The organism is Burkholderia sp. MR1-5-21, assembly GCF_053427715.1.
This window is the reverse complement of sequence record NZ_JBSAXD010000002.1, coordinates 150,166-172,105: the sequence shown is the minus strand read 5'-3', so window position 1 is coordinate 172,105 and position 21,940 is coordinate 150,166. Positions and strand designations below refer to the sequence as shown.

Below are 21,940 nucleotides of genomic sequence, written 5' to 3'. Positions count from 1 at the left end.
CGGACGGCGCGAAACCGGCCTGCGGAATGGCGATGCATAGCAGAATGAAAGCAGCCCGCTCGAAGCGGGCATAAGCGCACGATACGCGCACACGATCCGTCCCCCGCGGATCGGGCGTTCGGCAAGCGACTCGCTCACCCCTTGCGTCGGCCGGTATCCGGGCTGACCGCTTGCCAGGCCGCGGCCTTCCCACCCGAGGCAGGCGGGCAGTGGCATCGTGGGCGACCTGGGCGCGTGCGCTCGAAAGCGCATCGCGCGGGCGGCGTACCGTTGCGGGGACAGCACAGGCCGGGCGGACGTCCGCCTCCTGTTTCCCGTTTGACTGCATGTGCGGAATGCGCATGCGAGCACCGAACGCGGCGCATACGATAGCACAGCGCGCCGGCGCAAACGCAGGCGGGGCCGGCGCTCGCCAGCCCGCGACGGCGTGCGATGCGCGGGCCGCCGCGGTACCGGTCAGCGATACAGGATCTGCCGCTTCAGGTCCTTCGAGATGCTGCGTGCGGCGTCCGCCCACTCGGCGAGCTTCGCGCCGCTGCATACGTTGCCGCCGAGGTCGCGATCGAGCACGCGCGACACGTCGACGGTCCGGCCGTCCCGGCGATAGGTCGAGCGGTACGTGATTTCGCCGGCGCGGACGTCGACATCGGGCGGAATCGCGAGTATCTCGACGTCGGCCGGCAGCGTGATCCGGTAGCGCTCCTCGAGCCGCGTTCCGGCGCATACGCCTTCGAAACGCTTGTCCTTCTGCTGAAGGACGAAGTCGGCGAACTCGCGGATCCGCCCGAAATTCGGCAGCGACGGCACCGCGAACGCCGCAGGGCCCGGCATCAGCGACAACTGGTTCAGCGTGCCGCGCAGCGCGATCGAGAATGGCTGGTCGAGTGCGTCGAGATGATGCGGGGTCATCTGCAACTCGCCGGAAAGACCGGAGCGGCGCAGCATCTCGTCGGCAAGCCGTTTCGGCTGCACGTACCGGAACATCTGCCGCGCGTGCTGGACGGCCTGGCCGTCGAGCGCGATGTCGCCCGTCATCGTCGCGTTGCCGTCGCGGTCGAGATCGAGCGTGTAGGCGAGCTGCGAACGGCTGTTGCGGCCGTTTTGCGGCGGCGTGCGGATCACGTTGCCCGTCGCGGTGTCGAGCGCGGGCTTGCCGCTTGCCTCGAACGGCAGCGCGCCGAACGGCAGCACACCGGCCGTCGTATCGGCAAACACGTCGAATTCGGGCAGCCACACGATCGCGTGATTGAACGTCAGCACGTCCGGCGCGTCGGGCAGGCGGTAGCGATCGCCGAGGTTGACCAGCACCGCGCGGCTCTCGATGCGCTTCGCCGCGAGCAGCGCGGACAGCAGCGTCACCTGGTCCTTGCAGTCGCCGTAGCGGTTCGCGAGCACGTCGTTGGCCTGATGCGGGACCACGGGGCCGGCGCCGAAATACACGCCGACGTAGCGGATGTTGCGGGCGACCCACGCGTACAGCCGCATCGCCTGCTCGCGACGGTCGTCGACGCCCGCGGTGATCTGATCCGCGAGCGTCTGGATCGCGACGGCGGGCGCCTGCTTGTCGGCGGCGCGCGCCTGATACGCGCGCGCGATGTCCGCATACCCCGAGAAATTGCTCGCGATGAAGACGGGACCGACGTCCGTCCACGCGACCGTGTTCGCCTGTTCTTCGATCGGGCCCGGCGCGGGCGTTTCGTAGTGGTACGCGCGAATCCGGCGCCCGTCGCGCGTCGCATCGGAAGTCGCGCGCATCCCGCGCGCGTCGATCGCGACAGCCATGCCGGCCGGCGTGTCGAGCGTGACGTTCGCGGCGCGGTAGTCCTCGATCGGTGGAAACGCGAGCTGCACGCTGAATTTGCCGGGGAACAGCGTATCCGTGTCGGTCAGCGTGTACGAAAGCCGGATCGAGTCGCCTTTCGCGAGCGCGGGAAACGCGACGATGCGCAGGTGCTCGGCGCTGAATTGCGGCGCCGCGACCGTGACGGGCGCCGGCCGGTCGAAGATGCCGTGCTGGACATCGACCGGCACCGTCGAGCCGTCGGCGTGCACCGTCTGTGCGGTGTTGACGGCGAGCGTCTGAAGCTGCGCGTTGTACGGCAGCACGTACTGGCCGAAGCGGGCGATCGCCGCGTCCGTCAGCAGCTTGATCGACAGATCGACCTGTGCGGTGCGCTTGCCGGATGCGTCGACCCTGATCGTGTTGTCGAGTCGCTCGACCTGGTAGTCGGCGGCGAAAGCAGGCGAAATCTTGAGCAGCAGCGCCGCGATGCCGTAGTGGGCAATACGCGAGAGAGTCATGTCGGTCCCCGTGGTTGGAAGGTTGGTGACGCCGGCTGCGAAAGCCTGGATGAGCCTGAATGAGAAAAACGAAGAGGATGAAAATGACGACCGGGCCTGCCGGCCGGTTTCCCCCGTATCGGCCTTCGGCAGCGGCGCGAACACCGGATCGACCCTATCCAAGCCGCTCAGTGGCGTCAATTGTCTGAGTATTCGGCGGGCGGCTGCACGGCGGCCGGATACCGTCCGGTGCCGCACGCAGTCGACCCGGCTTCCCGGGCGGCAGTTTGAACGACTGTCAATTGCGCACGCCGGTTCTCCGGGGACCGGAACGTCGGATCGCCGCTGCAGCCGTCCCCGCCGCCTTGACGCTCCCGCCCGCTCCACCTACACTCGCACGCGTTTCGGTGCTCGCGCGCACCCTCCGGCGCGCGCAGTTAAACGGGAAACAGGGAGCGAGCCTGCATCGCAGCCGCGCCAACCTGTGCTGCCCCCGCAACGGTAAGCGAACGCTTCACGCCACGCGCGAAGCAGCGCCGCTTCGCCGCATGCCACCCGCATGCGGACGACTGCCACTGGACGCCTCGTGCGTCCGGGAAGGCGAAGTGGCGTGTTCGTCAGCCCGGATACCGGCCGAGACGAGGGGTTCAGCGCCGCGGGGATGCGGCGCATTGTCCACGGCCGCAGCCGCAGTGCGTCCGGCATCCGAGCGTTTCCCGTTTCCCGACCCGCTGTGCGTTTCGCGCAGGCCGGTCGAGCATCCGGGGCATGTGCGGGCCCGGGCATCCGGTGCCGGCCGTGTTGGCATTCACCATGTCGACCGTTCGCAAGGGAGCACCATGCTCGACTCGTTTTCCCGCCTGTTCAACGACAGCCCGTCCGGGCTGCGCGGCAAGATCATCGCCATCTATTCGTTGCTGATCGCGTTCAACGTCGGCGCGTGGATCTGGGCGTTCATCGCCTTCCACGGCCAGCCGGTGCTGCTCGGCACCGCGCTGCTCGCATACGTGTTCGGCCTGCGCCACGCGGTCGACGCCGACCATATCGCGGCGATCGACAACGTCACGCGCAAGCTGATGCAGGAGGGCCGCAGCCCGCTCGGCGCGGGCCTGTTCTTTTCGCTCGGCCATTCGACGGTGGTGATCGTGATGTCGGTCGTGGTCGCGCTGACGGCGGCGTCGATCGCCCGCTTCGACGGCATGCGGGCGATCGGCGGGACGATCAGCACCTGCGTGTCGGCGTTTTTCCTGCTGCTGCTCGCGGCCGCGAACCTGATGATCCTGATCTCCGTGTACCGGACGTTTCGCGCGGTGAAGCGCGGCGAACCGCTCGTCGAAGAGGATCTCGACCTGCTGATGAACAAGCGCGGCGTGCTCGCGCGCATCTTCCGGCCGCTGTTCCGGCTCGTGTCGCGCAGCTGGCACCTGTATCCGATCGGCTTCCTGTTCGGGATCGGCTTCGACACCGCGACCGAGATCGCGCTGTTCGGCATCTCGGCGACGCAGGTGCAGGGCGGGCTGTCGTTCTGGTCGGTGATGGTGCTGCCCGCGCTGTTCACTGCCGGCATGACGCTCGTCGACACGACCGACGGCATCCTGATGATGGGCGCGTACCGCTGGGCGTACGTGCGGCCGATCCGCAAGCTCTACTACAACATCACGATCACGTTCGTCTCCGTGCTGGTCGCCGCGCTGATCGGCGGCATCGAGGTGCTCGCGCTCATCGCCGACAAGCTGTCGCTGCAAGGCCCCGTCTGGGACTTCGCATCGATGGCGGCCGCGCATTTCGGCATGCTCGGCTACCTCGTGATCGGGCTGTTCGTCGCGAGCTGGCTCGTGTCGGCCGTGATCTACCGCGTGAAGCGCTACGACGAGATCGACGTGACGATCTCCGCCTGATTTCCCTTTTCGACACAGGACATTCCATGACCATGCGCAAGCTGCCCGTCACCATCGTCACGGGCTTTCTCGGCAGCGGCAAGACGACCTTGATGCGCCACATCCTGCAGCACGCGCAGGGCCGCCGCATCGCGGTGATCGTCAACGAGTTCGGCGAACTCGGCATCGACGGCGAGATTCTGAAGGGGTGCGGCATCGGCTGCGACGACGCGCAGGACGAAGCGTCCGGCCAGCTCTACGAACTCGCGAACGGCTGCCTGTGCTGTACCGTGCAGGAAGAGTTCTACCCGGTGATGGAGGCGCTCGTCGAGCGCCGCGCGGACATCGACCACGTGCTGATCGAGACGTCCGGCCTCGCGCTGCCGAAGCCGCTCGTGCAGGCGTTCAACTGGCCGACGATCCGCAACAGCTTCACCGTCGACGCGGTCGTGACCGTCGTCGACGGGCCGGCCACCGCGAGCGGCCAGTTCGCCGAGAACCCGCAGGCGGTCGACGCACAGCGCCGCGCCGATCCGAACCTCGACCACGAATCGCCGCTGCACGAGCTGTTCGCCGACCAGCTGTCGTCCGCCGATCTCGTGATCGTCAACAAGGCCGACCTCGTCGACGGCGCGCAGCTCGAGCAGGTCGAGGCGGCGATCCGGGAAGAGATCCCGCCGCAGGTGAAGATCGTCCGCGCGACGCGCGGCGAGCTCGATCTCGCGATGCTGCTCGGGCTCGAGTCGGCGTCCGAGGAAACCATTCACCTGCGCCACGACCATCACGGCTCGGCCGACGACGAAGATCACGACCATCATCACGACGATTTCGATTCGGTGGTCGTCAGCGGCGACGCGGGCTCGCGCGACGCGACGATCGCCGCGCTGCAGCGCGTCGTCGAGACGCATACGATCTATCGCGCGAAGGGCTTCGCCGCGCTGCCGGACGCGCCGATGCGCCTCGTGATCCAGGGCGTCGGCCGCCGCTTCGACAGCTACTTCGACCGCCGCTGGCAGGACGGCGAAGCGCGCGCGAGCCGCTTCGTGCTGATCGGCGAGGACCTCGACGCGGCCGCGCTGCAGCGCGCGTTCGACGCGGCGCTCGCGGCCGAGACGCAACAGGCGTAACGCACGATGCATCTGCTGCGCACCACGCCGGGCGGCTTCGTCGACGATACACAGGGCGTCGTCCGGATCGACCAGCAACCCGCCGAAATCGTGATCCTGAGCTCGGCGGACACGACGCTGTCGCTGCTCGCGAGCATCGTGCCGCGTCTGCCCGAAGGTTTCCCCAGCGTGCGGCTCGCGAACGTGACGTTCCTGCGCCAGCCGGCATCGGTCGATTTCTACGTCGACGACGTGCTGAAGCACGCGAAGGCGGTCGTGATCGACCACCTCGGCGGCGAAGCGTACTGGCCGTACGGGATCGAGCAGGCCGTGTCGCTCGCGTCGCGGCACCGGCAACGGCTCGCGATGTTCTCGGGCGACCTGCAGGAAGATCCGAACCTGATCGCGAAGAGCACCGTCGCGCCCGAGCTGTGCCGGTTGTGGTGGCGCTATTTGCGCGAAGGCGGCGCGCACAACGCCGAAGCGCTGTTGCGCAGCATCGCGTTTCACGCGCTCGGCTTCGGCGACGAGCCGGCGCCGCCGCGTCCGCTGCCGGCCGCCGCGCTGTATCACCCGGCGCGCGACCCGGCGAGCATCGACGACTGGCTGCCGCGCTGGACGCCCGGCGCGCCCGTCGTCGCGATCCTGTTCTACAAGGCGCACTGGCAGGCCGCGAACACCGCCGTGTTCGACGCGCTTGCCGATGCGCTGATCCGTGAAGGGCTGAATCCGCTGCCCGTCGCGGTGACGTCGCTGAAGGATGCGGTGAGCCGCGAAGTGGTCGCGCAGCTCTGCGACGCGCACGACGTCGCGCTCGTGCTGAACACGACCGCGTTCGCCGCGGGCGCAATCGATGCGCCCGAACCCGACATCCTCGCCGGCGACGCCCCGGTGCTGCAGGTGATCCTGTCCGGCGGCAACCGCGACGCGTGGCTCGCCGACAACCACGGACTGCATGCGCGCGACATCGCGATGCACGTCGCGCTGCCCGAGGTCGACGGCCGCATCGTCACGCGCGCGGTGAGCTTCAAGGGGCTCGCGTACCGTTGCGCGCACACCGAGGTCGACGTCGTGCGCTACCAGCCCGACGCGGAACGCATCGGCTTCGTCGCGGCGCTCGCGCGCGGCTGGTGCCGGCTGCGCACGCTCGACAACGCCGACAAGCGCGTCGCGCTGATCCTCGCGAACTATCCGCAAAGCGAAGGGCGGATCGGCAACGGCGTCGGGCTCGACACGCCCGCGTCGGCGCTCGGCGTGCTCGCGACGCTGCGCGACGCGGGCTATCGCGTCGCCGACTTGCCGGCCGACGGCGACGCGCTGATCGCGCGGCTCACCGAAGGCGTGACCAACGATCCGGCGATGCAGGCGTTGCGGCCTGCGTTCCAGAGCTATGCGCTCGCCGATTACCTGACGCATTTCGACCGGCTGCCGGCGGCCGTGCGCGATGCGCTGAGCGAACGCTGGGGGCCGCCGGAGGCCGACCCGACGCTGCGCCGCGGACGCTTCACGATCGCCGGCTGGCGCGCGGGCAACGTGTTCGTCGGGATCCAGCCGTCGCGCTCGCGCGGCGAGAACGACTACGCGAGCTATCACGATGCGGACCTCGTGCCGCCGCATGCGTATCTCGCGTTCTATTTCTGGCTCCGTCATGCGTTCGGCGTCGACGCGGTGATCCATCTCGGCAAGCACGGCAATCTCGAATGGCTGCCGGGCAAGAGCGTCGCGCTGTCCGATGCATGCTGGCCCGACCTGACGCTCGGGCCGCTGCCGCATCTGTATCCGTTCATCGTCAACGATCCGGGCGAGGGCAGCCAGGCGAAGCGGCGCGCGCAGGCGGTGATCGTCGATCACCTGATGCCGCCGCTCACGCGCGCGGAAAACTACGGCCCGCTGCAGGATCTCGAGCGGCAGGTCGACGAATACTACGAAGCGCTGATGGTCGACGCGCGACGCGCGAAGCTGCTGCGCAAGACGATCCTCGCGACGATCGCCGAGCACCGCCTGCACGACGAGCTGAGCGTCGCGCCGCCGCTCGACGCGAGCGGCGAGGACGAATTGCTGACGCGCGTCGACGCGTGGCTGTGCGAGCTGAAGGAAGCGCAGATCCGCGACGGGCTGCATGTGTTCGGCGTGTCGCCGGTCGACCGCCAGCGGCGCGACACGCTGCTCGCGCTCGCGCGCTTTCCGATCGGCGACGGGCAGCACGCGCGCGCCGGGCTGATCGGCGCGCTCGCGCGCGATCTCGCGCTCGGCGACGATTTCGATCCGCTTGCCGCCGACTGGGCTGCGCCGTGGCAAGGTCCGCGGCCCGCGCTGCTGGCGGACCTCGACGATACGCCGTGGCGCCACGCGGGCGATACGCGCGAACGGCTGGAACGGCTCGCGCAGCAGTGGCTCGATCGCTTGTGCGAGGCCGCGCCAGACGGGCATTGCGAGCCGCCGCCCGGCGAGTGGCCGCATACGCTGCCCGTGATCGATCGCGTGCGCTCGACGCTGATGCCGGCGCTCGACGCATGTGGCGGCGAGGAGCTGCGCCAGTTGCTGCGCGGGCTCGACGGCCGCTTCGTGCCGCCGGGGCCGAGCGGCTCGCCGTCGCGCGGACGCCCCGACGTGCTGCCGACGGGCCGCAATTTCTACTCGGTCGACACGCGCGCGGTGCCGACGCAGGCCGCGTGGTCGCTCGGCCTGAAATCCGCGCAGCAGCTGATCGAGCGGCATCTGCAGGATCACGGCGACTACCCGCGCGCGATCGGCCTGTCGGTATGGGGCACGGCGACGATGCGCACGGGCGGCGACGACATCGCGCAGGCGTTCGCGCTGATCGGCGTGCGGCCGAAATGGGCGCACGGCAGCCATCGCGTGACCGACTTCGAGATCCTGCCGATCGAGATCTTCGACCGGCCGCGGATCGACGTGACGCTGCGCGTGTCCGGCTTCTTCCGCGATGCGTTCCCGAACCTGATGCACCTGTTCGACGCGGCCGTGCAGGCCGTCGCGGCGCTCGACGAGCCCGAGCACCTGAACCCGATCCGCGCGCGCATCGAACGCGAGCGCGCGAAATGGATCGCGCAGGGCGTGCCGCCGGACGACGCGCGGCGCCGCGCGGGCTGGCGCGTGTTCGGCGCGCGGCCGGGCAGCTACGGCGCGGGCCTGCAGGACCTGATCGACCAGCGCCGCTGGCAGACCGATGCCGATCTCGCCGATGCGTACCGGCAGTGGGGCGGCTACGCGTATGCGCAGAACAGCGCGGGCGACGCGGCGCCGGACGTGTTCGGCGAGCGGCTCGCGGCGATCGACGTCGTCGTGCAGAACCAGGACAGCCGCGAGCACGACATCCTCGATTCGAACGACTACTACCAGTTCCAGGGCGGCATGACGGCGGCGGTGCGGCATCTGTCGGGCCGGCAGCCGAGCCTCTATCACGGCGACCACGCGAACCCGGCCGCGCCGAAGATGCGCACGCTGCGCGAGGAAATCGCGCGCGTGATCCGCTCGCGCGTCGTGAACCCGAAATGGCTCGACGGCGTGAAGCGTCACGGCTACAAGGGCGCGGCGGAAATGGCCGCGACCGTCGACTATCTGTACGGCTATGACGCGACCGCGCGCGTGCTGGCCGACCATCAATATGCGCTCGTCGCCGATGCGTACCTGTTCGACGACGACACCCGCGCGTTCCTCGAACGGCACAATCCGCGCGCACTGCAAGGCATCTGCGAACGCTTCGTCGAGGCGATGCAGCGCGGGCTGTGGCAGCAGCCGGGCGACTATCGCGAGCGGATCGAAGCGGTCTGGCTCGCGAGCGAACATCTTCAGGAAGGAGGACGGCGATGACCGATCCGACGCACCGTCCACGCGCGGTGCTTTCCGCAGTGTTGCCCGCAGTGTTTCCATTCGCCGCGCTCGTCGGACAGACGGCACTGCAGCAGGCGCTGCTGCTCGCGGCCATCGATCCGTCGCTCGGCGGCGTGCTCGTCAGCGGGCCGCGCGGCACCGCGAAATCGACCGCCGCGCGCGCGTTGGCCGAACTGCTGCCGGAAGGCCAGTTCGTGACGCTGCCGCTGTCGGCAAGCGACGAGCAGGTGACGGGCACGCTCGATCTCGCGCACGCGCTTGCGGAGAACGGCGTGCGTTTTCAGCCGGGGCTGCTCGCGCGCGCGCATCGCGGCGTGCTGTACGTCGACGAGGTGAACCTGCTCGCGGACGGGCTGGTCGATACGCTGCTCGACGTCGCCGCAAGCGGGATCAACATCGTCGAGCGCGATGGCGTGTCGCACACGCACGATGCGCGCTTCGTGCTGGTCGGCACGATGAACCCGGAAGAGGGCGAACTGCGTCCGCAACTGCTCGACCGCTTCGGGCTGATGGTCGCGCTCGAGAACTGCTACGACGCGGCGCAGCGCGAACAGATCGTGAAGGCGCGGCTCGCGTTCGATCTCGAGCCCGACGCATTCCGCGCGCGGCACGACGCGGCGCACCGCGACCTGGTTGAACGGATTCGCGCGGCGCGCGAGCGGCTCGCATCGCTCACGTTCGACGATGCCGTCCATGCGCGGGTCAGCGCGCTGTGCATCGAGGCGGCCGTCGACGGACTGCGTGCGGATCTCGTGATGCTGCGCGCCGCGCGTGCGCTGGCCGCGCTCGACGGCGCGGACACGGTGACGGTCGGGCACGTCGAGCGGGTGGCGGAAGCCGTGCTGCAGCATCGGCGCAACACGCGGCACGCACCGTCCGATGTTCCGCCTCACGGGCGCACGAACGACGACCGCTCGCCGCGCGACATGCGCGAGGAACGCGCCACGTCGTCCGACATGGACGGCTCGTCCGGACGCGACACGGCCGATCCGCAGGGCGAATGGGGCTACCTGCCGCCGGAACCGGCCGGGTTGCAGGCGGTCAAGTGCGTGGTGCCGCTGCCGCTAAAAAAACGCTGAGCCATCGAGCCGGCGCCGCCGCGAACACGGTTCGCGGTCCTCGATGGCAGCAGGGCGCAAGCGGGCGTGCGGCGGCCGCGCCGGGCGTTGCACGCGCCGGCGCGGCCGTCGCCGCCGTTGCATGGCCGGCGACGTTCGCGGCCAAGCGCGGCGACCCGTTGCATGCCGATCATCTGCGTTTCCGGAGACGGGCCGCCGCGCCGCGCGCGCTGCATTGCTTCGTGCTCGACTGCTCGGCGTCGATGCTGTCGTTCGACCGTCTCGCAGCGGCGAAGGGATTGATCGTCGCGTATTTCGATCAGGCCGCGCGCGTGCGCGCGGAGACGGCGCTGATCTGTTTCGGCGGGGCGGGCGCGCAACGCCGCTTCGGGCCGGCGGTGCCGCGCTGGTGGAATGCGCGCTGGCTCGAACCGGTCGACGGCGGCGGCGGCACGCCGCTCGCGGACGGGATCGATGCGGCCGCGGCGCTGCTCGCGCGCGACGCGCGGCGCGATCCGGACAAGCAGCGGTGGCTGTGGGTGCTGTCCGACGGACGCACACGCGAGATGCCGGCGAAGCCGGCGGCGGCCGATCACGTCGTGTTTGTCGATTTCGACGATGCGGCGGTGAAGGTCGGGCGGGGGGCGCGCCTTGCCGCTGTGTGGGGGGCGGAGTGGGTCACGCCGGAGACGCTGTTGCGAGGTTGAGCGTTCGGACCTGCTGCACAAGATTGGCCTCCCGATCGTGTTCGTTGTCGAAGCACACGGCCGACAGACGTATCTGCTGACCATTGGTTTCCACTGACAAAATTCCGGCCGGATCGACGGCGGGCGACGAGCTCGCCGTCACAGCGGCCCAGCGGCGCATGGCGCCAGGTCGGCGTTCTCTGCAGGATGCTCGCGGGAGTTTCCCCACTGTGATCGCGCGACTTTGCGCCTAAGATGAAAGCGTGATTCGGCGCAGGCCCGCGAATGTCGGGAGCCGGGAGGCAGCGCCTGGGTCGACGTCAACGAATGTTTTCATCATGCATGTGAGGGTGTGCACGGCGCCTGCCTGTCATGCGGCTGCAATGACGCCAAGGAGCGCGGCGATCGACGCGCGGGCGACCTCTGGTCGGTCTGGCTGGACGGTCTCGCTTCGCCACGCCTTGCTCGCAGTGGCTTGCGTGCTGGGCGCGGCACCGGCTGCGCTCGCCGACACCCCCGCCAATAAAGTCGCGCCAGCCGATACGGCGCGCGCCGTCACCGCCGCGGGCCGCGCCGATCCCGTCATTTCGCCACGCGACGCCGCCGTGCGCCAGGTCGTCCTGGGCATCATCAGCTTCACGCACTGGCCGGCAACGCCCGCCCGCCTGCACCTGTGCGTGACGGGCCGACCCGACCACGCGCGTGGCCTGGTCGACACGCTGCAGGCCGGCTCGACGCCGCTCGACGTGCAGCGTGTCCACTCTGACGATTCCGCCCTCGGCGCAGCCTGCGAAGTCGTCTATCTCGGCACCTTGAGCGACGACGAGCGGCAGCAGGTCAGAGCCGCCGTGGCCGGCCATCCGGTCCTGACCATTGCGGAACACGATCCGTCCTGCACCGCGGGCAGCATGTTCTGCCTCAACGTCGATGGCGATCGCGTCACGTTCGACATCAATCTCGACGCCGTGGCGCGCAGCGGCGTGCGGGTACACCCGAATGTGCTCAATCTCGCGCGACGGCCGGTGACGCCATGAAGCAGCCCGCGCGCCCCATTTTCCCTCCGCGCACCCCGCGCCCGACGCTGCAGAACGTGTTGCGCCGCGCGCACCTGCGTCTGGCATTCGTTGCCGTCGCAATGGCCGCGGTGTCGTTGATCGTGGTCGCCGTGATCGCATTGCGTGCCTATGCCGGCAACAACCTGAACCTGCTGGCGCGCTCGCTCGGCTATACGGTCGAGGCGGCGCTGGTGTTTGGCGACCGCGTCGCGGCGACCGAGGCGATCGGGATGATCGCCAAGGACGAGGACGTGGCCGAGATCGTCGTCACGGATAGCAGGGGCCGGCCATTCGCGGCATGGCAGTTGCCCGCCGGCAGTGCGATCGCCAGGCTCGAGCGGGGCGTTGCCGACGTCGTGCTGCCCGGGCCCGTGACCGTACAGGTGGCGCACGACGGCGTCGTCGTCGGCTACGTCGAAGTGCGTGGTCAGGGCCGCCAGTTCTTCGGCTTCCTGCTCGGCGGCGTCGGCGGCATCCTGGCCTGCCTCGCCGTCAGCGTGCTTGGCGCTTATGTCAGCTCGAAGCGCCTGTTGCGCAGCATCGTCGCGCCGCTGCGCGCGCTGGCCGGCGTCGCCCACGCAGTGCGGCGCGAGCGCGCGTTCGAGCGGCGGGTCGAGCCCGCTGCGATCGCCGAATTGAACCAGCTCGGCGACGACTTCAACGCGTTGCTCGACGAATTCGAAGACTGGCAGAACAACCTGCGCCACGAAAACGCGTCGCTCGAACACAAGGCAACCCACGATGCCCTCACTGGCCTGCCCAACCGCGGGCAGTTCGAGGCCCGCCTCACGCACGCCCTTGGCGAGGCCGTGGTGACGGGGCAGCGGGTCGCCGTCCTGTATCTCGACTGCGACCGTTTCAAGGAGATCAACGACTGCCTCGGCCATGAAGCCGGCGACGCGGTGCTGATCGGCATCGCGGCGCGGCTGCGCACGCAGTTGCGCGAGGCCGACCTGGTTGCTCGCCTGGGCGGCGACGAATTCGCCGTGATGCTGGCGCCGATGCGCGATGCGGCCAGCGCCGCCCGTATCGCCGAGGACATCCTGTCCAGCATGACGCCGTCGATCGTGTTGTCCGATGGCCGCACGGCGGCCACCATGCTGAGCATCGGCGTCGCGCTGTATCCCGATCACGCGTTCGACGCGACCGGCCTGCTGCGCGCCGCGGATGCGGCGATGTACCGGGCCAAGCGCGCACGGCCGGGCTCGTGGCAGTTTGCCGAAGGCGTCACCGGACCGGCTTGACATGATGGCCCGGCGCCGCAGCCGGGGCCGTCGCAAGGAGTCGAAACGACGTTTGAAACAACGCGCGCAAAGGGCGCGCTCGAGGGGAATGCGATGAACAGACACTCGTTTCCTGCAAGCAACCGGCGGATGGTCATCGGGAGCGTACTGCTCCTGTGCATGCTGCTTGCGGGTTGCAAGTCGCCGCCGCTTTACCGCGGTCTGACGCAGCATCAGGTCGAGACACTCAAGTCGGCGGGATTCGAGGAGACCGAGCAGGGGTTCGAGTTCGGCTCGGCCGGACCGATCCTGTTCGACTTCGACCGCTACAACCTCAGACCCGACGTCCGCCGGATCGTCGAGCGCATCGGCCACACGCTTACGTCGGTGGGGCTCAACAGCGTGCGCGTCTATGGCTACTCCGACACGGACGGCGGGGACGCCTACGACTTTCAGTTGTCCAAACGCCGTGCCGAGGTCGTGGCGATCGAACTCGTCGACACCGGCCTCGCTGCCGGGCGCGTCGAGGCCATCGGGAAAGGCAAGCGCGACCCGGTGGGCGACAACCACACGGCCGCCGGCCGTGCGCAGAACCGTCGCGCGGCGATCGTCATCTCGACGCATTGAGCCGGCGCGGCGGGTTGCCTTTGCCGACTCGAACCGCCAATCGGGTTGACGAGGGGTTGTGCTCACGACTCGCAGCACAACCGTCGAGCTGTTCCGGATGTTCCGGTCGGGGCGTCCTGCGTCGGTCGCGGCCGGCAGCCAGCGGTCAAAAGTTGCAGCTCACCGTTCCGCGAGAGCCGTCGTTCGAACGGCGGGTCCATTCTGGAACCAGCACGCCACGAACGTTTCAGAATAGAAACATTTTCACGCATCGATCGACCGTCGCGTTCCACGCATCCCCTCCCGAGAACCGATTGGATCGAGCACGTGTCGCAAGCGGTCCGGGAATTGCTTCGGACATCAAGTTGTCCATGCACCGGTCCGGCCATCATGTCCGGCCTCGCGGCCGGCGCGCTCCCCCCACTACACTGCATTGAAGGATCACCGAGGAGACCGACATGAAGCCCCAGCCCTTGTTCGTGACGCCACAAACCTACGCACGCCCGCTGAATGTGCTTGGCGAAAAAATCACGGTCCTTGCCGATCATGCCGCCACGCAAGGTTACGAGGTCTTCCTGCAGCACGGCGCAGAAGGCAGCGGCCCGCCCCCGCACGCGCATGACTGGGACGAATCGTTCTTCGTGATCGACGGCAGCGTCGAAATCACTTGCGACGGCACCACGTCGGTCGCGACCGCCGGCTCGTTCGTGCACGTCCCGGCCGGCACGGTACACAGCTTCCGCTGCGGTTCCGGCGGCGTCGAGATGCTGTCGATCACCAGCCACACGAGCCAGGCGGCAAACCTGTTTGCGACGATCGATCGCGAAGTCACCGCGATGCCGCCCGACGTCTCGAAGCTGGTCGAGATCGCAACCCGGTGCGGCGCGCGCCTCGGCAGGTGACGGATGCAGTAGGTCGGCTAACGCGGGCCGCGTCAGCGTTCGTGATAGATCGCAAGCCAGACGGATTGCGCTTCCGCATGCGTCCACGCGACGCGATGCCGGCAATGCGGCTCGATCAGCACGTAGTCGCCGGGACGCATTTCGAGCCGCGTCGCGTTCTCTTCGAACTCGAGCACGGCGGCACCGGACAGCAGCACGACCCATTCCGCTCGCGAGTCGTCATACCAGAACCCCTCGGGACTCGCGTGCCCCATCGACACGATCCGCTCCACGTTCAGGCGTGGCCCCGTGACGAGCAAGTCGATCCGCTCGCCGCCGCTGCGCTCCCCTTCGGAGCTGAACAGGTTGCCGGTTTGAAGTTGCATAGGGCTCGACCTCACGTCAACCGTCGTGTGAAGGCGGTTGGCTCAACAGGTGTCGGGAAGATGTCCACTGGACAGCCGACCATCGTGTTACAGGAGCCATTCGATCGGCAGTATCGAAAGCTTTTGCATGGAGGCTCGAGCCTGAACTGCCGAACTGGCCGGCGCTGAAGTACTTGTGCGCCGTGGCGCCTGCCGCACGACGCAGTTCGTACAGGTGCACGCCCCCTTGAAGCAGTTCCACGCGTCTTTTGCCTTAACCGGCATGGACGGGCACGACATCCGTCGCTTCGAGGGAGTTGGTCAGCACTCGCAAGGCCGTCAGCACAGTCACACAGAGCGCGGAAAGCGCCGCCGAACGGTATCGGCTCACGAGAGGCTCGTCTGGAGGACGTGGGCGTCGAAGACGCATCGGCGTCGCTATGGTCCGGACACCTTCACATCGTTCAGCGATCGACTGGCCCTGGCGATCGCACGGGACAGCCGGGCGACCTCGTTGAGATGCTCGATCATGTCGTTCGCCAGGCGGAAGTTCACCGCATCTTCCTGGCTGCGCAGTTGCAGGTCGGACAAGATGTGCTGACGCGCAATGTCGGCCTGCACCTCGATCGCAGGCTTCGCGTTGACGATGCGCGTCACGACGTCTGCGTCCGGATGCGCGATCGTGTTCACGGCAAGCGCGAAATGTTCGATCACGGCCGTGACAAATCGGGAAATTTCGGCACTGCGCAGCTGGGCCATGTCCGCGCCTTGCGACAGCCGTCGTTGGCTCAGGGCGAGCATGCTGGTGGTGGCAACTTCCCGGATCGCGTCCAGACAGGTCGCGATACGGGCCAGGTCCACCAGCTGCCTCCCTTCGTCGTCCGTATGGATGGCATCCGAGAGCTGGCCGACATAGGTGAGAATGGCGGTGCTGAGGGTATCGGCAGCCTTGTCTTCGTCCGTCAGTGCGCCAAGCCCCACCGCGCTGCTTTCGATGACAAGCGCTGCACTGCGCTCGACCAGGTGCTGGACCTGTTTGCCGAGCGAGACCAGTTCGAGCTGCACGCGGGTGATCGCCAGCGCCGGCATTTCCACGAGTGTGTCATCGAGATAGCGCGGCGCGCCGGGGTCCTGCCAGCCCTTGGCGGTCGACGGGGCAAGCCGTTCGGCGAGCTTGCCGATGGGCTTCGTGAACCAGATCAGCACCGCGGTGGAAAAGACGCTGAAAACGGTATGCGCATTGGCTGCCTGACGTGGCGTTTCGGCCGCGAGGCGGGCGGCGCCTGTCAGTTCAGGCGCGGAGGGCGAGACCTGGCGAATGATGTCCGCATATTGCGGAATGACGAAGGCGAGAAACAGCACGCCGAGCAGATTGAAAAGCAGATGGACGATGCCGACCTGCGCGGCTTCTGCGGATTTGCCGATCGATGCCAGCAGCGCCGTGCCGCAGGTGCCCACATTGGCACCCAGAATGAGCGCGATGCCGGATTCCAGCGGAATGAGTCCCTGGCTGCCCAGCGCAATCACGACCGCGAGCGTGGCGGCCGAACTCTGCACGATCGCCGTAAAGACCGCGCCGATCGCAATGCCGAGCAATGGATTGCGCATGTCCTGCATCGCGGCGATGAACGGCTCGTAATTGCGCAGCGGCCGCGTGGCATTGCCCATGAACTCGATGCCGAGAAACAGCAGGCCAAGGCCGAGCAGCACGCCGCCGAGCTCGCGCGCCAATTCCCGTTTCGAGAAACCGTAAAGCAGGAAACCGCCGGCGAGCAGGAATGGCGTAATCGCCGAGATATTGAATGCGATGATCTGCGCAGTCAGCGTCGAGCCGATATTGGCGCCCATGATCATCGGTATCGACTGCTGGAGCGTCATGAGCCCGGCGGACACGAAGCCCACCAGCAATACGGTCGTAATGGTCGACGAATTCAGCAGCGCCGTGATGCCTGCGCCGGCGAGCACGCCACGAAACCGGTTGGCCGTCAGCGTGCCCAGCAGCGACTGCAAACGGGAACCGGCGATGGCCTTGAGTCCTCCCGTCATGAGTTCCAGCCCGAACAGGAACAGCGCCAGGCCGCCGACCAGCAAGCCGACGATCTCGATCAGGTTCAGGTTGGCACCAGGCTGCATGGCGATGGGGCGTCTCAAACCGGCGATCGTGTCATTGTACGAGCTTCCTCGATCGATCATCAGTCAAGGCCGACGCGAGTGCTTCAGCGATTGTCATGACCATCGGCGGACGCGGACCCGTAATTCCCCGCCGCCGGGTTGCCGATGCTTCGTACCTGGCCCTCTCCCTGCAGATGGCGGTCGGCTACGATCCGGTCGAGACACACGACGTTCGCAGGCCGCTGGCCCTCGTAAAAGTGGTAGCGGCAACGCCCGGCCTGCTTCGCGACATACATGGCGCTGTCGGCGCCTGTCAGCAAGTCATGCGGATCCGCGATCCGATCCGGATACGTGGCAATTCCGATGCTGACACTGATGGGAAAACGCCCGTCGTGCATGTCTCGACCGAGCGCCTGCGCCTCTGTCACGAGTCGCTTCGCGATCCTGTGAAGCTCTTCGTCCGAGTCGATGCCAGGAAGGACGACGACGAATTCGTCTCCACCGATCCTGGCCAGGCAGTCGTCCTGACGAAGGCACCCGGCGAAAATGGTTCCCGCCGCGCGCAGGACATCGTCCCCGGCAGCATGGCCGAGTGTGTCGTTGACCGATTTGAACCCGTCGAGATCCAGGTACATCAGTCCGACGCGCCGCACGCCAATCGTCGCCGGCGCGCACTTTGCCTGGAGGTACGCGAGCAAGCCGCGGCGGTTGGACAACCCGGTCAGCGCGTCCTTGGTCGACGCGGCATCGAGCGTGGCCACGTGAGAGGAGATCGCCGACATCGCCCGGCGCTGAAGCCTGGCTGTCGCCAGCAGCATGGCGAGGACAAGCAGGCCGAACGCAACAGACGCCGCCCCCATGTACATCAGGCGCCGATGGAGATCGGCGAACGCATCCTCCCGCAGGTTGAACCAATGGCCAATCAGGACGGCCATGTCTGCGCGCAAGCGGTCCATCACGCGTTTGCCCACGTCGGTACGTACGACGGCAAGCGCGGCATCGCGGCTCACTTCATCGCGCAGTGCGATCGTCTGCGCCATCTCGGCCAGCTTCCGGTCCCGGTCGCGCATCAATCGTTCAAGCAAGGGTCGACCTGCGGTTTCGTCAGCCAGCGCGCTCTGAAGCGCGGCAGAGGCGGTCACCGCATTCCTTGTGCCTTGCTGATACGGTTCCAGGTACTTTGGATCGTCAGTGAGCAGATAGCCCCGCTGACCGGTTTCGGCGTCCTTCAACGCATCCAGAAGGCGGTGCGCAGCGGGCAGCACATTCGTTGACCGACGTGCAGTCGCGATGTCATCCAATACCCCGCGCATTTCCAGGCCCACGATGCTGCCCATGACCGACAGCCCGATCATGACGAACAGCACCAGGTTGCGAAACCGCTTGCGTTCGGCAAGCGCTGCGTTTGCAATTGTCTTCATTGGATGCAGTGGGCTCCCTGTAGTCGACACCAGTTCTTGGGAGTGCAACCGATGCGCCCGGTTCGTAAATATTTGTTCGCACTACGGGCGATTTTGCTTCTCCCGCGAACGTATCGACCATCCGCCTGTTGGTACTCAGCGGCACCGCCGCGCGCAACGCAACTGAAGTCAATCCTATGACGAGTTTGCACACCGTACAACCCGCAGGCGGTCAGCGCCTGCTGAAGCTTGTGTAGCCGTTTTCAATTTTGCGTGTAGGTGTTTTCCGACGCTCGTTGCGCCGACATCCTTTCATTTCAATTGCATTGTCAGCCAACAGGCGCTCATGCCAGGGTGGGCAAGGTGAGCCAGCCGGGCTGGCCGGTCCGGAAATGACGGCGAGCGTGGATGAGCGCTGCCGCCTCACCTGCGGCGACACGACCATACGAATGTCCGTCGGGCCTTGGAGCCGGCCTTCGACTTGCCGCAACGGCTTGTGACGGGAGAGGGGCGGGCAGCGACCGGCCGACGAATCGCAAACCTGGTCTCCCGTCGATTGAAAGGAGATTGTCATCGGAATGCGAAAGACATCCGCCAGTCATCGCGCGCCACGGAACAAGGACTTGCCCGGCGGGCAGCCGTCGGCCGGGCCGGGGTAAAGGTTTCCCGATCCGTGCCGATATACCTGCCTGAAGTGTCGTCCGATCGCGTGACAGGCCCGCTTTCACCTGTATTGACGCTTGTCTTCCCGCTTATGCAGGCAGTATCGGGCTCGCAGGTTCAGCACGTCATTCGGTCGAACGGGTGAGCCCGTGCCAACGAGGCGCTGTCTGCGTTGGCATGTACGACTGGGTCGTCCCAAGCAATCCGGAAGATATGATGCGAATCGCAAGTTCCTTTCTCGCGAAACCGGCCCTGTTCATTTTTGCTGGAATTGGCATCACGCTCGCCACCACCGCTGTCACGGCAGTCTCGTTGTACCAGATGAGACTGGACGCGATGGCGCAGGCGCGCGACGCGACACGAAACCTCGTGATCTCCCTGCAAAAGGAGACCGAGCGCAATCTCGACATCTATCAACTCGCGATGCGCGATGTCGTGACGAGCATCGAGACGCCCCGCATCTTTCATCTCCCGCCGGAAATCCGGCAGCTTGCCGCATTCAGCACGGCCAGCAATGCCAAGGATCTGGGCTCGTTATTTGCGACCGATGCAACCGGCAATATCATTCTCGACGCCCATGCGGTTCCGCCGCGCAAGTTCAATGTGAGCGACCGCGACTACTTTCAGATTCAACGACAGCAAAAGGATGCCGGCTTGTATCTCAGCAAGCCCTTCCTGCCGCGCGTGGGTGACCGGGAACAGCCGCAGATCGCGTTGAGCCGGCGGCTCGAGGACGAGAACGGCCAATTCGCAGGCGTGGTTGCCAGTACGCTCCAGCTCAGCTATTTCCACCAGCTGTTCGAAGATTCGATACTCGGTCAGCACGGGACCATTACGCTGCTGCGCACCGACGGGACGGTGCTGATGCGGCAACCGTACCGCAAGAAGGACATCGGCAGTTCGCTCGCCGGCGGGCATTCGTTTCCGCCACTCGTGCAATCCGATCACGGAACCTATATCGACATCGCGGTGCTGGACCACATCGAGCGCCTGTACAGCTTCAGGCGGATCGGCAGCTACCCGCTGGTCGTCGTCGTCGGCTTTGCGACCGAGGATATCTACGCAGGCTGGCGCAAGCGGGCGATTGCCATCGGCATCGTCACGGCGATTGTCGACGCGCTCCTCATCATGTTGTGCCTGATGTTCAGCGCACAGCTGCGCAAGCGACTGGCGATGGAGCGCCAATTGCAAAGGCTGGCCTGGTTCGACTCGCTGACGGGCTTGCCCAACAGGACGCAACTGCAGAGAGAAGCACACCGTGTCCTGACGGACGCCAGCCGGAATTCGTCGAGTTTCGCGACAATGTTCATCGATCTGGACCGTTTCAAGCGCGTCAATGACACGCAGGGGCATGCCGCCGGTGACGAGGTGTTGAGCGAAATCGCAAGACGCCTCCGGGATCATGTCCGCGGGGAGGACCTGATCGGCCGCCTCGGCGGAGACGAGTTTCTCGCCATATTGCAAGACTGCGACGTACGCAGGGCCACCCACATCGCCACACGCATGCTGCAAGCGGTGTATGAGCCGATCGTCACCAATTCGAAGCATGACGCGGGCATCACGATCAGTGCCAGCATCGGCATCTCGATCTATCCGCACGACGGACAGGACAGCGATACCCTGCTGCGAAACGCGGACCTGGCCATGTACCAGGCGAAGAATGCGGGACGTAACCAGGTGCATTTCTACGCGCCCGAGTATGAGCGTGAAGCCAAGGAACATCTGGAACTGGAAATCGCGCTGCAACGCGCGTTGCGAGCAAATGCACTCGGTGTGCTCTACCAGCCCAAGATCGATGTGACGGGGGCGCTGCGCGGTGCCGAGGCCCTCGTCAGCTGGTACAACGACAAACAAGGATTCATTCCGCCGGATCGATTCATCGCCATAGCGGAGGAGAGCGGCCTGATCGCGGAGATGGATGCATGGGTGCTCGGCGAGGCCTGCCGCCAGCTTGCCGAGTGGCGGGGCCGGGGCATCGACGTACCCACGATATCGGTGAATGTCTGTGCCGCAGACTTCAAGCGTCCGGATTACCCCGCGTTTGTCGCCCGCACCCTGCAGGCGCATGGCCTGGATCCTGCAGACCTGATCCTGGAGATGACCGAACGCGTCATGTTCGACGAGTCGGTCGATGACATTCGCACGTCGCTCAATGCGATACATGCGCTTGGAATCGCGCTGTCGATCGATGACTTCGGTACGGGCTACTCGTCCCTGAGCTATCTCCACCGATTCCCGGTCAAGGAACTGAAAATCGACAGAAGCTTCGTGCAGGGCATAGGCGGCGATGCAATGGCCGAATCCCTGGCGCAGACCGTGATCAACATCGGCAACATGCTGCAGCTGACGGTCATTGCCGAGGGCGTGGAAACGCGAGCGCAGCGCGACTTTCTGCACAAGCACGGCTGCCTCACGCAACAGGGGTATCTTTACGCGCCGCCGCTCCCGCCGGGAGACTTTGCGCTGTGGGTGGAAGCGCATCGGCAGCGGACCCCGGCAAGCGAATCAGGCTCCATTCACATTGCCACGAGAAGCCCGAACGCGCAGGCAAGCGAGTGCGACGCACCGACGGGCCTGCGTCATGATGGCGAGCCCGTTCCTTCCAGTGCATCCGATTGCGCTCGATGACGCCGTAGATCCAGGAGTCGAATTCGCTGACGAGACGGCGTCATGCGACGCTGGTCCGGGACGTGACTTCCAGCGCGCGTGCCCCATCGCACCGGGCTTGTTCTTCCGTCGCGAATTCTTCCCGGCTGAATGCGATCAACTTGAACCC

Annotated in this window: 14 protein-coding genes, 1 pseudogene and 2 riboswitches; of the genes and pseudogenes, 10 read left to right on the top strand and 5 right to left on the bottom strand. The window is 66.7% G+C overall.

Annotation, left to right across the window (positions count from 1 at the left end; genetic code table 11):
- Positions 1-131: 131 nt before the first annotated feature.
- A riboswitch (cobalamin riboswitch) is annotated at positions 132-371 on the bottom strand.
- Between the two features lie 85 nt (positions 372-456).
- Entirely contained in the window at positions 457-2,301 is a 1,845-nt protein-coding gene (locus tag ACV229_RS03350) for a DUF3857 domain-containing transglutaminase family protein (RefSeq protein WP_448081706.1), read from the bottom strand.
- A gap of 367 nt (positions 2,302-2,668) precedes the next feature.
- A riboswitch (cobalamin riboswitch) is annotated at positions 2,669-2,932 on the top strand.
- Positions 2,933-3,119: 187 nt separating this feature from the next.
- Here ACV229_RS03350 and ACV229_RS03345 point away from each other — a divergent pair.
- From ACV229_RS03345 to ACV229_RS03305, 9 genes are all read left to right on the top strand, one after another.
- Positions 3,120-4,178 carry a HoxN/HupN/NixA family nickel/cobalt transporter gene (locus ACV229_RS03345; protein WP_448081705.1) on the top strand — a complete coding sequence of 353 codons (1,059 nt, stop codon included), beginning with the start codon at positions 3,120-3,122 and terminating at the stop codon, positions 4,176-4,178.
- 26 nt (positions 4,179-4,204) lie between these two features.
- The gene (cobW, locus tag ACV229_RS03340) at positions 4,205-5,284 is read left to right on the top strand and encodes a cobalamin biosynthesis protein CobW (protein WP_448081704.1); all 1,080 of its coding nucleotides are present in this window, start codon (positions 4,205-4,207) and stop codon (positions 5,282-5,284) included.
- 6 nt (positions 5,285-5,290) lie between these two features.
- On the top strand, positions 5,291-9,094 hold the full coding sequence (gene cobN / locus ACV229_RS03335; RefSeq protein WP_448081703.1) for a cobaltochelatase subunit CobN: 3,804 nt from the start codon (positions 5,291-5,293) through the stop codon (positions 9,092-9,094).
- The gene (locus ACV229_RS03330; RefSeq protein WP_448081702.1) at positions 9,091-10,194 is read left to right on the top strand and encodes an ATP-binding protein; all 1,104 of its coding nucleotides are present in this window, start codon (positions 9,091-9,093) and stop codon (positions 10,192-10,194) included. The genes cobN and ACV229_RS03330 overlap by 4 nt, the downstream gene beginning before the upstream one ends.
- A 158-nt stretch (positions 10,195-10,352) precedes the next feature.
- The gene (locus ACV229_RS03325; RefSeq protein ID WP_448081701.1) at positions 10,353-10,880 is read left to right on the top strand and encodes a vWA domain-containing protein; all 528 of its coding nucleotides are present in this window, start codon (positions 10,353-10,355) and stop codon (positions 10,878-10,880) included.
- Positions 10,881-11,197: 317 nt separating this feature from the next.
- The gene (locus ACV229_RS03320) at positions 11,198-11,893 is read left to right on the top strand and encodes a YfiR family protein (protein ID WP_448081700.1); all 696 of its coding nucleotides are present in this window, start codon (positions 11,198-11,200) and stop codon (positions 11,891-11,893) included.
- Positions 11,890-13,158, top strand: coding sequence for a diguanylate cyclase domain-containing protein (locus ACV229_RS03315; RefSeq protein WP_448081699.1), 1,269 nt, complete (start codon positions 11,890-11,892; stop codon positions 13,156-13,158). Before ACV229_RS03320 ends, ACV229_RS03315 begins: the two co-directional genes overlap by 4 nt.
- A 93-nt stretch (positions 13,159-13,251) precedes the next feature.
- Entirely contained in the window at positions 13,252-13,764 is a 513-nt protein-coding gene (locus tag ACV229_RS03310) for an OmpA family protein (RefSeq protein ID WP_448081698.1), read from the top strand.
- Positions 13,765-14,201: 437 nt separating this feature from the next.
- Positions 14,202-14,645, top strand: a complete 444-nt coding sequence (locus ACV229_RS03305; protein WP_448081697.1) for a cupin domain-containing protein — start codon at positions 14,202-14,204, stop codon at positions 14,643-14,645.
- 32 nt (positions 14,646-14,677) lie between these two features.
- Here ACV229_RS03305 and ACV229_RS03300 read toward each other — a convergent pair whose 3' ends face one another.
- The 4 genes and pseudogenes from ACV229_RS03300 to ACV229_RS03285 all read right to left on the bottom strand — a co-directional run bounded on the left by ACV229_RS03300 (position 14,678) and on the right by ACV229_RS03285 (position 18,522).
- Positions 14,678-15,010 (bottom strand): cupin domain-containing protein, encoded by a 333-nt coding sequence (locus ACV229_RS03300; RefSeq protein ID WP_448081696.1) that lies wholly within the window; start codon positions 15,008-15,010, stop codon positions 14,678-14,680.
- Between the two features lie 115 nt (positions 15,011-15,125).
- Positions 15,126-15,323 (bottom strand): annotated as a pseudogene (locus ACV229_RS03295) (phospholipase D family protein); the annotation flags it as partial.
- Positions 15,324-15,427: 104 nt separating this feature from the next.
- Complete coding sequence (locus ACV229_RS03290; protein WP_448081942.1) at positions 15,428-17,122, bottom strand: Na/Pi cotransporter family protein; 1,695 nt, start codon at positions 17,120-17,122, stop codon at positions 15,428-15,430.
- Positions 17,123-17,205: 83 nt separating this feature from the next.
- The gene (locus ACV229_RS03285; protein WP_448081695.1) at positions 17,206-18,522 is read right to left on the bottom strand and encodes a diguanylate cyclase domain-containing protein; all 1,317 of its coding nucleotides are present in this window, start codon (positions 18,520-18,522) and stop codon (positions 17,206-17,208) included.
- An 819-nt stretch (positions 18,523-19,341) separates the two neighbouring features.
- On the opposite strand from ACV229_RS03285, the gene ACV229_RS03280 reads away from it, so the two are divergent.
- Positions 19,342-21,792 carry a bifunctional diguanylate cyclase/phosphodiesterase gene (locus ACV229_RS03280; RefSeq protein WP_448081694.1) on the top strand — a complete coding sequence of 817 codons (2,451 nt, stop codon included), beginning with the start codon at positions 19,342-19,344 and terminating at the stop codon, positions 21,790-21,792.
- The last annotated feature ends 148 nt before the right edge of the window (positions 21,793-21,940 follow it).